This window comes from Mycobacterium sp. (assembly GCF_035506235.1).
Lineage (GTDB): Bacteria > Actinomycetota > Actinomycetes > Mycobacteriales > Mycobacteriaceae > Mycobacterium.
This window is the reverse complement of the sequence record NZ_DATJPU010000002.1, coordinates 1-12,036: the sequence shown is the minus strand read 5'-3', so window position 1 is coordinate 12,036 and position 12,036 is coordinate 1. Positions and strand designations below refer to the sequence as shown.

12 protein-coding genes are annotated in these 12,036 nt (G+C 71.0%); 4 read left to right on the top strand and 8 right to left on the bottom strand.

Features of this window, described 5'->3' with window-relative positions; all coding sequences use genetic code 11:
- Positions 1–206: 206 nt before the first annotated feature.
- Together VMD50_RS00380 and VMD50_RS00375 are read right to left on the bottom strand one after the other, a co-directional pair.
- On the bottom strand, positions 207–605 hold the full coding sequence (locus VMD50_RS00380; protein ID WP_325423726.1) for a DUF4189 domain-containing protein: 399 nt from the start codon (positions 603–605) through the stop codon (positions 207–209).
- A gap of 84 nt (positions 606–689) precedes the next feature.
- On the bottom strand, positions 690–1,835 hold the full coding sequence (locus VMD50_RS00375; RefSeq protein ID WP_325423724.1) for an amidohydrolase family protein: 1,146 nt from the start codon (positions 1,833–1,835) through the stop codon (positions 690–692).
- Positions 1,836–2,017: 182 nt separating this feature from the next.
- Between VMD50_RS00375 and VMD50_RS00370 the strand changes: the two genes are divergently transcribed.
- Positions 2,018–3,025: a VWA domain-containing protein gene (locus tag VMD50_RS00370; RefSeq protein WP_325423722.1), complete on the top strand. Its 1,008-nt coding sequence runs from the start codon at positions 2,018–2,020 to the stop codon at positions 3,023–3,025.
- Between the two features lie 15 nt (positions 3,026–3,040).
- Here VMD50_RS00370 and VMD50_RS00365 read toward each other — a convergent pair whose 3' ends face one another.
- Genes VMD50_RS00365 through VMD50_RS00355 form a run of 3 tightly spaced genes read right to left on the bottom strand, consistent with a single transcriptional unit; the run spans position 3,041 to position 6,330 of the window.
- A complete protein-coding gene (locus tag VMD50_RS00365; protein ID WP_325423720.1) occupies positions 3,041–4,024 on the bottom strand; it encodes a VWA domain-containing protein in 984 nt (327 codons plus the stop codon).
- 57 nt (positions 4,025–4,081) lie between these two features.
- Positions 4,082–5,410, bottom strand: coding sequence for a protein export chaperone SatS (gene satS / locus VMD50_RS00360; protein ID WP_325423718.1), 1,329 nt, complete (start codon positions 5,408–5,410; stop codon positions 4,082–4,084).
- 38 nt (positions 5,411–5,448) lie between these two features.
- Positions 5,449–6,330 (bottom strand): alkaline phosphatase family protein, encoded by an 882-nt coding sequence (locus VMD50_RS00355; protein ID WP_475446267.1) that lies wholly within the window; start codon positions 6,328–6,330, stop codon positions 5,449–5,451.
- Positions 6,331–6,420: 90 nt separating this feature from the next.
- On the opposite strand from VMD50_RS00355, the gene upp reads away from it, so the two are divergent.
- On the top strand, positions 6,421–7,044 hold the full coding sequence (upp, locus tag VMD50_RS00350; protein ID WP_325423716.1) for a uracil phosphoribosyltransferase: 624 nt from the start codon (positions 6,421–6,423) through the stop codon (positions 7,042–7,044).
- 1 nt (position 7,045) lies between these two features.
- Here the strand turns inward: upp and VMD50_RS00345 are convergent, their stop codons facing one another.
- Both VMD50_RS00345 and VMD50_RS00340 read right to left on the bottom strand, forming a co-directional pair.
- Positions 7,046–8,644, bottom strand: a complete 1,599-nt coding sequence (locus VMD50_RS00345) for a phospho-sugar mutase (protein ID WP_414685960.1) — start codon at positions 8,642–8,644, stop codon at positions 7,046–7,048.
- Positions 8,550–9,356 (bottom strand): purine-nucleoside phosphorylase, encoded by an 807-nt coding sequence (locus VMD50_RS00340; RefSeq protein WP_325423714.1) that lies wholly within the window; start codon positions 9,354–9,356, stop codon positions 8,550–8,552. Before VMD50_RS00340 ends, VMD50_RS00345 begins: the two co-directional genes overlap by 95 nt.
- 97 nt (positions 9,357–9,453) lie before the next feature.
- Between VMD50_RS00340 and VMD50_RS00335 the strand changes: the two genes are divergently transcribed.
- The gene (locus VMD50_RS00335) at positions 9,454–10,644 is read left to right on the top strand and encodes an amidohydrolase (RefSeq protein ID WP_325423712.1); all 1,191 of its coding nucleotides are present in this window, start codon (positions 9,454–9,456) and stop codon (positions 10,642–10,644) included.
- Positions 10,641–11,810, top strand: a complete 1,170-nt coding sequence (locus VMD50_RS00330; RefSeq protein WP_325423710.1) for a M20 family metallopeptidase — start codon at positions 10,641–10,643, stop codon at positions 11,808–11,810. The genes VMD50_RS00335 and VMD50_RS00330 overlap by 4 nt, the downstream gene beginning before the upstream one ends.
- Positions 11,811–11,834: 24 nt before the next feature.
- Here the strand turns inward: VMD50_RS00330 and VMD50_RS00325 are convergent.
- Positions 11,835–12,036: gamma-glutamylcyclotransferase (locus VMD50_RS00325; RefSeq protein ID WP_325423708.1), on the bottom strand; the 202-nt coding region annotated here is incomplete at its 5' end.

The window sequence follows — 12,036 nt, the reverse complement described above, 5'->3', positions numbered from 1 at the left end:
CGATAATCGCGAGGATGATTGATCCGATCATTTGTAGCTCCTGTCTTCGCGGCGCCCGGGCGGGCGCCATCTTCGACAGGGGTTCCCTGAACGGACGGGCTTGTAACCCCTTGCGCCCCCAAACAATCTCTCTCGCCCCGGCTTCCACGGTGTGAGCGGTCATGGCGCAAGGTCGCCTCTGACGGCGCGAGCGCGTCGCGGCGGCGTCAGCCGTTGCAGTCGTGCAGGCCGATCTGCGACCCCGGTCCCGCGGCGTCCAGGGCCGCCGCGTCGGCCGCGTCGAGGAAGGGCGCGACTCGTGCCGCAAACGACTTCCCGTCGCTACTCTCCGCGATCGAGAGACAGCCCAGCCCCGACGTGAGCACCTGGCAGTCGTTCGTCTTGCCGATGACGTCGCACCACAGGACGGCCGCGTCCTCCGCCTGGTTTCTGGTCCGATAGTTGAGCCGGATCGCTTCTTCTCCGGTCGAGTCCGACGCCGCGATCGCGCCCCAGCAGCCCGGCCTGCAGTAAAAGTCGATGTCGGCTCTCGCCGCGGGCGCGGCCACCACCGATCCGGCGGCGACGAGAACGCCGATCACGGCGGGCAGGGCGACGTTCCTCATGGTCACGACCTCATCTACGGCCCCCGGTCGAATCACCGTCGCAGGCGTAGCTCGGAGCGGGATGAGAGCCGGCCCTGAGGCCCGTTAGAAGGCCGGGTTGAGCAACGAGTCGACGTTGTCGTGAAAGAGCCCCGGCATGTCCCGCTCCTGACAGCCCATCCGCCGATAGTCGTCCAGAGGCGTCGCGGTGCCCTCGGAGTGGGGATAGTCGCTGCAGAACATGAACACGTCGCCGCTCATCGTGGCGAGCTGCTTGGGGTTCTCATACGAGAAGGAGGACACCCGGACGCGGTCGAGGAAGTACTCGCTCGGTCGCCGCGACAGCGTGGTCACCGGCTTGCCGTTGAGCTGGGCGGTGAAGGCGGACGCGCCGTCCAGCATCAGCAGAAACTGCGGCACCCAGGCGGAGCTGAGCTCGACCACGCCGAAGCGCAGCCGTGGATGGCGGTCGAAGACGCCGTGCAGGATCAGGTCGGACAACGCCAAGGCCGGCGGCACCCAGAGGAACACCGCCTCGGTGGCGGGCACCAGATCGCCCACCGGGTCGTCCTGATACCAGCAATCGTCGAACACCCGCACCTGATCGGCGACGTGGAACATCGGCGTGACGGCGCGGTCGACGAATGCGGACCAGATCCGGTCATGCTCGGGGTGCGACAGCGCCCGGCCGTCCACCGGCCCGGCGCCGATCATCGCCAGCGTGACGCCGGCGGCCGCCAGCGCATCCAGCTCGGTCTCGAGCCATCCCGGGTCGCGCAACGTCACATGCGCCACCGGGTGCAGTCGCCCGCCGCCTTCGGCCCGCACGACCGCGCACCAGCGGTTCCACGCCGTCATGTTGGCGGTCATCGCTGGAACCGACGGAGACAGGCGGCGCTCCCAGAGCAGGCCGAAGTTGGGGAACAGGACCGCCTCGTCGAGTCGCGCCTCGTCGAGCCAGCGAAGCCGGGATGCGGGCTCCCAGTAGGCGGCGGGCAGTGCCTCGTCGTACCGATAGGAGGCGGGCTCGCCGGCCCGTCGGCGGTTGCGGTGCTCCCCGCACGACGCGGTGTTGCCGGGAAGGTGGACGTCGGCCAGCGCGAGGGGGGCGCCGCGCCAGCTCAGCCAGGTGTAGCCGAGTTCGTCGTCGACCAGGCTCAGCGCGTCGTCGCGCGCCGCCGGGTCGATGTGGTCGGCCCAGAGCGAACGGCTCTCGTAGAGGTGCTGGTCCGAGTCGACGATGCGGGTCACACCGCCAGTTGTCCCACCGGCGCCCGGCCGCGTCAAGGCGCGATGCCGATGGCCCGCCCGGTGCAGACCCACCTGCGCAGCCTGGACATCAAGTTCACCCAGCGCCGGGATCTGGTCGCCGGCTGAGCGGGGACGGCCGGGCCGCATGCAGGGCCGACGTTTGACGAATAGTGTGGCTGGACATGAAGCTGCCGCTGCTGGGTCCGGTGTCGCTGACCGGCTTCCAGAACGCCTGGTTCTTCCTCTTGCTGCTGGCGGTGCTGCTGCTGATGGGCGCCTATGTCGCGCTGCAGTACGCGCGCCGGCGCCGGGTGCTGCGGTTCGCCAACATGGAGGTGCTGGAGCGCGTAGCGCCCCTGCGCTCCGGCCGGTGGCGGCACGTGCCGACGATCCTGCTGGCCACGTCGCTGGTGCTGCTGACCACCGCCATGGCCGGACCGACGTCCGACATCCGGATTCCGCTCAATCGTGCGGTGGTCATGCTGGTCATCGACGTCTCGGAATCCATGGCGTCCGACGACGTCGCTCCGAACCGGCTCGCCGCGGCGCAGATCGCCGGCAAGAGGTTCGCCGACGAGCTGACCCCGGCCATCAACCTGGGGCTGGTGGAGTTCGCGGCCAACGCGTCGCTGCTGGTCGCCCCGACGACGAACCGCGAGGCCGTGAAGTCGGCGATCGACAGCCTCAAGCCGATGCCGAAAACCGCGACGGGAGAGGGCATTTTGACGGCGCTGCAGGCGATCGCCACGGTCGGCTCGGTGATGGGGGGCGGGGAAGGGCCGCCACCCGCGCGCATCGTGCTGGAGTCCGACGGCGCCGAGAACGTGCCGCTGGATCCGAACGCCCCGCAGGGCGCGTTCACCGCGGCCCGGGCCGCCAAGGACCAGGGAGTGCAGATCTCGACCATCTCGTTCGGCACGCCCTACGGCACCGTTGACTACCAGGGCGCCACCATTCCGGTGCCGGTGGACGACCAGACGCTGCAGGAAATCTGCAAGATCACCGACGGCCAGGCGTTCCACGCCGACAGCCTGGAGTCGCTCAACCAGGTGTATTCCACGCTGCAGCGCCAGATCGGCTACGAGACCGTGAAGGGCGACGCCAGCCTCGCCTGGATGCTGCTGGGTGCGGTGGTCCTGGCCGGGGCCATCCTGGCCGGTCTCGCCCTCAACAGCAGGCTGCCCGCGTGAGTCCGTCCTAACCGATCAGGTCGGCAATCGCCGGTTGATCAGCAGGGCCAGCACGGTGGCGATCAGGGCGACGACGACGCCCAGGCGCAGCCATCCCGCGCTCCCGGGACCCGGCACCGTGCGATATCCGATGTCCTTTTCGATGGCGTTGTAGCTCTTGTTGAGCTCGGCGATGTTGCTGGCGGTGTAAGACTGCCCACCCGATAGCTGGGCAATCTTTTTCATCTGGTCCGTCGAGACCGGCACGGCGACGCGTTGCCCGTCCATCTCGATCTCGCCGCCTTTCGTGCCGAACGAGATCGTCGAAATGGGCACGCCCTGATCCTTGGCCAGCCGCGCGGCGGTGTACGCGCCGTCGTGCGGGTCGCTGGGATCGGTCGGCTTGTTCTCGCCGCCGTCCGACAGCAGCACGATGCGGGCCGGCGGTGGAGTGTCCCCGCCCGCGACGGCCGTGGCCCCGACCGCGTGCAGCGCGGTGAAGATGGCCTCGCCGGTCGCGGTGCTGTCGGCGAACTGAAGCTTTGTCAGCGCATCGAGGGTCGCCTGGTGCTGCGGGGTCGGGGGCACCAGCAGGTAGGGCGTCCCGGCAAACGCGACCAGCCCGAGATTGATGCCGGGCGTCAGCTGGCCGGCGAACTGACCGGCCGCCTGCTCGGCGGCCTTGAGCCGGTTGGGCTCGACGTCGGTCGCCCGCATGGAGTTCGATACGTCCATGACCAGCACGACGCAGGCGCGGTTGCGCGGGATGCGCATGTCGTGCGTGGGCGTGGCCAGGGCGACGGTCAACAGCAGCAGGGACAGCAGCGACACCGCGATCGGCAGGTGCCGCCACCACGATTGGGGCACCTCGGCCTCGGTGAACCGGCGCAGGCGGCGCCGGCGCCGGGCCTGCACCAGGACGTAGACGGCGAGCAGCGCCAGTGGGACCAGAGCGAAGAGCAGCAGGACCGGACGCTGGAACCCGTACAGGGGCAGCGGGCCGATGCCGGGAAGTGACACCTGCGCCAGTAAAGAGGACACTCGGTGGCCCGTCAAACGCGGCGGGCCATTCGCGCCCTATTCGCGCCTGAGCCGCCCCTCGACGAATTGCTCCAGCTTCTCCCACTCGCGGACCGCCGCGGCGTACGGCGGTGCGGGCTTGGCGACCGATTCCGGCTCCAGCACGGAGCCCACCAGCTTGCCCAGGGGCCGGCCGGTGTCGAGCGCCTTGTCCACCGCGGGATCCTCCGAGTAGTCGCCGACGTCGCGCAGCAGCTCGACGGCCAGGTCGAGCTGGTCGCGATCCACCGCGTCCGGCCCGTCGGCGAAGTCGTCGGCCAGCCCGCTGAGCACGTAGACGTTGTCGTCGGTGACGTCGACCGACAGCGAGCCGTCGGTCGCGGCGGTGCGGATGTCGTCGTAGGTGCTCAGATCGGACAGGTCGTGGTCGTGTTCGTCGGCGAGGTAACGCGCCAGCGCCCGCTCGGAGCTGAACACGCTGATCCGGCCGTTGCGGCCGAGGAAGATCGGGCGGTCGTCCAGGTAGCAGCGCAGCGTGTAGAACGTGCCGGAACCGGTGATGATGCGAATCGGGTCGATGCCCACCTGGACCCAGAAGTCCTTGTCGCCGCCCAGCACGACGGTGTCGCCGGCGGCGCGGCTCTCCTCCTCGTCGGCTTCGTCCTCTTCGTCGGCTTCGTCTTCGGGCTCCTCGGCCTCGTCTTCGTCTTCCGCGGAGTCGGCGGCCGCCTCCACCGTGGCCTCTTCGCCGGCCTCTTCGCCGGCCTCTTCGACGTCCGGTTCTTCTGGCCGCTCGGCCAATTCCTCGGCGGCCTTGGCCGCATATTCGTCGTCGACCTCGGGGGTGCTGACGATCTCGTCGATCGCGCTGAGCACGTCGTCCCAGCTGCGCGCGATGACCTCGGCGATCGAATTCCAGCGCCTTTGACCCGCCTTGCCGGTGAAGGTGTCGATTCCGCCGGCCACCGTGCCCAGGGTGGGGTTGCCGTTGAAGAACTTCGCCACCGCCGGCAGCTCGCACACCGATCCGATGGACGACACGATCGCCAGCGTGCCCGCCAGCGCCGTCACCGACTCCTCGCTCGGCTTCTCCGACACCAGCTCCTCGACGGCGACCAGATCGAACTGCTTGTCGTCGGCGGGTTCGAAGCCGTGCGCGTGCGCCGACGTCAGGTCCTTCCACGCCGGGTGGTCCACCAGGTCGTTGTCGTCGTTGGTGCGCACGAACGCGACGAGGTCGGCGACGGTCTCGAACGCGTACAGGTCCTCGTCCTTGCCCAGAAACGCCTCCCACTCGTCGCCGGCGTCGCGCCAGCGCGGCGCCCACACGGTGTAGCGGTCGCCGGCGGACAGGCTCAGGCGGATGGGCACGAGGTCAGCAGCCATGCGGCACAGAATAGCGACGGGCGGCGAGGGCGCCCGGGTCAGGCGGCCCAGATGGTGGCGATCGGCGCGGCGCCGGCGGCGTAACCGATCTTGGGCAGCCCGTACATCTGCTCCAGCGTGGAAAGCACGCTGTAGTGGTTGATCTGCTCGTTGTAGGTGCCGGGCTGCACGTGCCCGCCGTAGATGATCGTCGGGATCTGGTTGCGCGGGCCACCGTCGTCCTCGTCCCACGTCACGATGAGGAGGCTGTTGTTGGCCACCGCCCAGTTGGCGTACCCCGACAGCTCGCGGCTCAGCCAGGCGTCGCCCTGCGCGATGGAGCCGTCGTGCATGTTGTCGTCGTTGTTGGGAATGACGAACGACACCGTCGGCAGGCTCGCGTAGTTGCCCATCGGGAAGGCCGAGAACGGCAGCGAGCCGGCCGCCGGCACGTTGGTGAAGTTGGCCCACGGAACGTGCTTGCGCGCGTACTTGCCCGCGCTGCACACCGTCGAGCCCGGGGCGGGCAGGCCTTCGGCGTAGCCGACGAAGGTGTAGCCGGCCGTCAGCAGTTCGGAGGCCAGGTTGGGGGCGGCGCCGCCGTTGACCGGGCACGAGTCGTTGGTGACTCCGAGCGTGCTGCCGGCGAACAGGGCGAGGTAGTTCGGCTCGCTGGGGTGCGTCTCGGCGAACGACTGGGCCATGTTGGCGCCGCCCGCGGCCAGCGCGTTGAGGAAGGGCGCCGACGTGTTGCCGATGATGTGGGTTGCCGAGCGGTTCTCTTCCACCACGATGATCACGTGCGCGGGCTGCGGCAGCGCGCCCGCCGCGAGCCCCACCCGGGGCGCCGTGGGGATGACGGCCAGGGCCGTCAGCGCGGCCGCGCCGGCCAACCGGAGCGCACGATATGCCTTGTCCACCAACCCTCTCCGACGGCGCACCACGGGAGTATACGAGCGGATCCGGCCGGACGGTGCCGGCACGAGCGTGTCTGCGTTGCCGGTCGCAATCGTTATATAGGGTCGAACGCCATGGAGGTGCGCGTCGTCGATCACCCGCTGGCGGCGGCCCGGCTGACCACGTTGCGCGACAAACGCACCGACAACGCCCACTTCCGCGCCGCCTTGCGCGACCTGACCGCCATGTTGATTTACGAGGCCACGCGGGATGCCGCGCGCGAAACCTTTCCGATCCACACACCGCTGGCCGAGACGCTCGGCGTCAGGCTGGCCAGCCCGCCGCTGCTGGTGCCCGTGTTGCGCGCCGGGCTGGGCATGGTGGAGCAGGCGCTCGCGCTGTTACCCGAGGCCCGGGTGGGATTCGTCGGCGTGGCCCGCGATGAGGAGACCCACCTGCCGAGCGGGTACATGGAGTCGCTGCCGGACGATTTGACCGGCCTGCCGGTGATGGTCCTCGATCCGATGCTGGCCACCGGCGGGTCCCTGACGCACACGATCGGGCTGCTGCAGCCCCGCGGCGCATCGGACATCACCGTGTTGTGCGCGGTGGCAGCGCCGGAAGGCATTGCGGCACTTGAGAAATCGGCGCCGGACGCGCGGCTTTTGACCGTGGCCGTCGACGACGGGCTCAATGAGATCGCCTATATCGTGCCCGGCCTCGGCGATGCGGGCGACCGCCAGTACGGGCCCCGCTGAATCACCAGCCGCGCACGTCCGAGGCGATCTCGTCACGCAGCGCCCGGGCCCGCCCCCGGGCCGATGCCACGTCGTCGGCCGGCGCGCAGCGAATCTCGATGTAGCACTTCAGCTTCGGCTCGGTGCCCGACGGCCGCACCACCACCCGGGCCGACGTCTCCCCGTCGCCGCCGGTGAAGATCAGCGCGTCGGCGATGTCGGTGACGGTGACGGGGAAGCCGGCCACCCGGCCCGGCGGGGCCGCGCGCAGCCGCCGCATCAGTTCGGCGGCCTCGTCGGCGTCGGCGACGCTGCGCGACACCGCCGCGTCGTCGTGCACGCCGTGGCGCCGAGCGAGGTCGTCGAGCAGGTCGGGCACCGAACGACCCTGCTCCTTCAGCGCGGCCACCAGATCGCACACCAGCACCGCGGCGCTGATGCCGTCCTTGTCGCGCACGGCATCCGGGTCCACGCAGTGGCCGATCGCCTCCTCGTAGGCGTACACCAGCGTTTTGCCCGGCGTGTTCGCGTCGGCGCGCGCCAGCCACTTGAAGCCGGTGAGGGTCTCGACGTGCGTCGCACCGTACTGCGCGGCGATCGCCGCCAGCATCCGCGACGACACCACGGTGCTGGCCACGACCGCGGTTGCGGCATCGGTTTCGCTAGACAGGATGTAATCGCCCAGCAGCCAACCGGTTTCGTCGCCGGACAGCATTCGCCAGCCCGGCGTCGCGAGGATACCGACCGCGCACCGGTCGGCGTCGGGATCCAGCGCGATCGCGACGTCGGCCGTCGTCTCGGCGGCCAGGGTGAGCAGGGCGTCGCTGGCGCCGGGCTCCTCGGGGTTGGGTAAGGCGACGGTCGGAAAGTCGGGGTCGGGTGCGAACTGCGCCCCGACGACGTGCACCTCGTGGAATCCCGCGCGCCGCAGGGTCTCCACGGCCACCGCGCCACCGACCCCGTGCAGGGGTGTCAGCGCCACCCGCACCGAACCGGCGCCGCGGCGCACCGCGGCCGCACGTTCGAGGTAACGCTCGACCAGGTCGGTGTGCGCGGGTGCGACGGACTCGCGGGCGATCTCGTCGGCCGGGGGAGCGGCGGCCATCGCGGCTTCGATCTGGCGGTCGGTGGGGGAGACGATCTGTGCGCCGCCCTCGAAGTACACCTTGTAGCCGTTGTCGCCCGGCGGGTTGTGCGACGCCGTGATCTGCACCCCGGCGGCGGCGCCGGTGTGGCGCACCGCGAACGCGACCACCGGGGTGGGCACCGGGCCGGGGAAGAGGAGCACCGAAAAGCCCTGGGCGGCAAGCACTTCGGCGGTCACCGTGGCGAACAGCGCCGACCCGTGCCGGGCGTCGCGGCCGACGATCACCGGCGAGCCGGCCAGGCCACGTTCGGTGAGCACGCGCGCCACCGCCCACGTCGCGCGCGAGACCACCGCGGCGTTCATGGCGTCGGGCCCGTCGCGCACCGGACCGCGCAACCCCGCGGTGCCGAACCTGAGTGGGCGGGCCGGTGTCATGTCGCTACAACCGCGCGACGACGTCGGCCAGCAGGGCGCCCATCCGGCTCGCCGACGCGGCCCCGGCGGCCAGCACCTCGGCGTGGCTGAGCGGTTCACCGCTGATCCCCGCGGCCAGGTTGGTCACCAGCGACACCCCCAGCACCTCGACGCCGGCCTCCCGGGCCGCGATCGTCTCGTGCACCGTCGACATGCCGACCAGGTCGGCGCCCAGCGTCTGCAGCATCCGGACCTCCGCGGGGGTTTCGTAGTGCGGTCCGGGCAGGCCGGCGTAGACGCCCTCGGTCAGGGCCGGGTCGGCCTGGCGGGCCAGCTCGCGCAGCCGCGGTGCGTAGGCATCGGTCAGGTCGACGAAGCGGGGGCCGACCAGCGGCGAGCGGCCCGTCAGATTCAGGTGGTCGCTGATCAGCACCGGCTGGCCGGTCGCCATGTCCGGGCGCAGCCCGCCGGCCGCGTTGGTCAGCACGACGACGCGCACGCCCGCCGCGCAGGCCGCCCGCACCGGGTGCACGACGTGGCACAGGTCGAGCCCCTCGTAGGCATGCACGCGACCGACCAGCACCAGCACCCGGTGCGCGCCTATGCGCATCGACAACAGCTCGCCGGTGTGCCCGACGGCGGTCGGTGGCGCGAATCCCGGCAGCTCGGCCTGGGGCAGCGCGGCGGTCGGGGAGCCCAGCGCCGTCACGGCCGGCCGCCACCCCGACCCGAGGACGATGGCGACGTCGTGCTCGTCGACCCCGGTGCGCTCGGCGATGGCCCGCGCAGCCCGCCGCGCGAGGTCGTCGGGATCGGACGCGGGCGCGCTCACACTGGGCGAGCCTAGCCGGGCAATCAGGCCTGGCGCTGGGCGTACGGGCACGGCTTCGGGTTACAGGGCCGGATCTCGGCGGTGGGATACTGCGAGAGTGCCCACAGCCCCGTTGGACAGCGTCGAGGATGTCGTGCGGCGACGTGGCGCCGACCTCGTCGAGTTGTCCCACGCCATCCACGCCGAGCCCGAGCTGGCGTTCGCCGAACATCGCAGCTGCGCCAAGGCCCAGGCCCTGGTCGCCGAGCGCGGTTTCGAGATCACCGCACGGGCGGGCGGCCTGGACACCGCCTTCCGCGCCGACTTCGGCAGCGGACCGCTGGTCGTCGGGGTGTGCGCGGAGTACGACGCGCTGCCGGAGATCGGGCATGCCTGCGGCCACAACATCATCGCCGCGTCGGCTGTGGGCGCCGCGCTGGCGCTGGCCGAGGTGGCCGACGACCTGGGCCTGCGGGTGGCGCTGCTGGGCACTCCCGCCGAGGAGGCCGGCGGCGGCAAGGCGCTGCTGCTCGAGGCCGGGACGTTCGACGACGTCGCGGTGGCGGTGATGGTCCATCCCGGGCCGACCGACATCGCCGCGGCCCGCTCGCTGGCGTTGTCGGAAGTGACCGTGGACTACCGGGGCAAGGAGTCGCACGCCGCCGTCGCGCCGTTCCTCGGGCTCAACGCCGCCGACGCGCTGACCGTCGCGCAGGTCGCCGTCGGGCTGCTGCGTCAGCAGTTGGCCCCGGGGCAACTGGTGCACGGGATCGTCACCAACGGCGGGCAGGCCGTCAACGTCATCCCCGGGCACACGACGCTGCAGTATGCGATGCGGGCGCTCGACTCCGAATCGCTGCGACAGCTGGAGGGCCGGATGTACGCGTGCTTCGCCGCGGGCGCGCTGGCCGCGGGCTGCGAGTACGAGATCGACAGCCCCGCGCCGCCCTACGCGGAGCTCAACCCCGATCCCTGGCTCGCCGACGTCTTTCGGGAAGAGATGCGCCGGCTCGGCCGCGAGCCGGTGGCCGCCGAATTCGAGACCGGGCTGCCGATGGGCAGCACCGACATGGGCAACGTGACGCAGGTGCTGCCCGGGATCCATCCGGTGATCGGCATCGACGCCGGCGGTGCCACGGTGCACCAACGCGCCTTCGCCGCGGCCGCCGCCGGTCCCAGCGCCGACCGCGCTGTGGTCGACGGCGCGATCATGTTGGCGCGCACCGTCGTTCAGCTCGCCCAGACCCCCGGCGAACGCGACCGGGTGCTGGCCGCGCAGGAGCTCCGAGGAAACGGGGCGCGGGCATGAGCCTCGTCGACAGCGCCGAGTCGTGGTTGGCCGCCCACCACGACGACCTGGTCTCGTGGCGTCGGCACATCCACCGCTATCCGGAATTGGGCCGGCAGGAGTACGCGACCACCCAGTTCGTCGCCGAACGACTGGCCGACGCGGGGCTGAACCCGAAGGTGCTGCCCGGCGGGACCGGGCTGATCTGCGACATGGGGCCCGAGCATGAGCCGAGGATCGCGCTGCGGGCCGACATGGACGCCCTGCCGATGGCCGAACGGACCGGCGCCCCGTACACCTCGACGATGCCGAACGTCGCCCACGCCTGCGGGCACGACGCGCACACCGCCATCCTGCTGGGCACGGCCCTGGCGCTGGCGTCCGTGCCGGAGCTGCCGGTCGGGGCGCGGTTGATCTTCCAGGCCGCCGAGGAGCTGATGCCGGGCGGGGCGATCGACGCGATCGCCGCCGGGGCGCTGTCCGGGGTGTCGCGGATTTTCGCGCTGCACTGCGATCCCCGGCTGGAGGTCGGCAAGATCGCGGTCCGGCAGGGCCCGATCACCTCGGCGGCCGACCAGCTGGAGATCACGCTGTATTCGCCGGGCGGGCACACCTCGCGGCCGCACCTGACCGCCGACCTGGTCTACGGGCTGGGCACGCTGATCACCGGGCTGCCCGGGGTGCTGTCCCGGCGCATCGACCCCCGCAACGGGACGGTGCTGGTGTGGGGCGCCGTCAACGCCGGCGTGGCGCCCAACGCGATCCCGCAGACGGGCGTGTTGGCCGGCACCGTGCGCACCGCGAGCCGCCAGACCTGGGTCGCCCTGCAGGACATCATCCGCGAGACCGTGACCGCGCTGCTGTCCCCGCTGGCGATCGAACACACCTTGCAATATCGGCGCGGGGTGCCGCCGGTGGTCAACGAGGACGTCTCGACGCGCATCCTCACCCACGCCATCGAAGCAGTCGGCCCCGATGCGCTGGCCGACACCCGGCAGTCCGGCGGCGGCGAGGACTTCTCCTGGTATCTGGAGGAGATCCCCGGCGCGATGGCGCGACTGGGCGTGTGGTCGGGCGAGGGGCCCCAGCTGGACCTGCACCAGCCGACTTTCGATCTCGACGAGCGGGCCCTGGCGATCGGGCTGCGCGTGATGGTCAACATTGTCGAGCAGGCGGCCCTGTTCTAACTGTTCTCCCGCGCGAACGAGGACTTAGGTGCTGGTCCCCGGGCCGATGTTGCTGGCCGGCCGGTTGCGCAGGTCGTGCACGTAATCCTCTGGAGCACCGGCAATTTCGGCGGCGTCGGCCATCACGCCGAGGTAGCGCGCCGACGGCAGGCCCCCCTCCCAGGCGTCGAGCACGTACAGCCACGCCAGCACCGGGTCGGTCGTGGTGTCCGACGAGATGCGCTCG